Source organism: Shewanella sp. S1-49-MNA-CIBAN-0167 (assembly GCF_040310145.1).
Taxonomy (GTDB): Bacteria; Pseudomonadota; Gammaproteobacteria; order Enterobacterales; family Shewanellaceae; genus Shewanella; species Shewanella psychromarinicola.
Genome location: NZ_JBEOPO010000516.1, coordinates 1 through 232 on the forward strand (window position 1 = coordinate 1; position 232 = coordinate 232).

Genomic DNA, 232 nt, shown 5'->3' on the forward strand with positions numbered 1-232 from the left:
CGTTTAGATAGCGATGATATTCGCGCCAAAGTGTACGGCCGCCCTAAGCACATTTACAGTATTTGGCGAAAAATGAAGGGCAAAGATCTCAAGTTTGATGAGCTTTTTGACGTCCGAGCTGTCCGTATTGTCACCGAAAGATTACAAGATTGCTATGGCGCGTTAGGGGTTGTGCATGACCTTTGGCACCACATTCCGCGTGAGTTTGACGATTACGTTGCAAATCCAAAAC

At 46.1% G+C, this 232-nt stretch carries 1 protein-coding gene; it reads left to right on the forward strand.

Annotation, left to right across the window (positions count from 1 at the left end; all coding sequences use genetic code 11):
• The coding region (locus tag AAEZ00_RS22235) for a RelA/SpoT-related domain-containing protein (protein WP_502959368.1) at positions 1–232 on the forward strand (232 nt) is incomplete at both ends.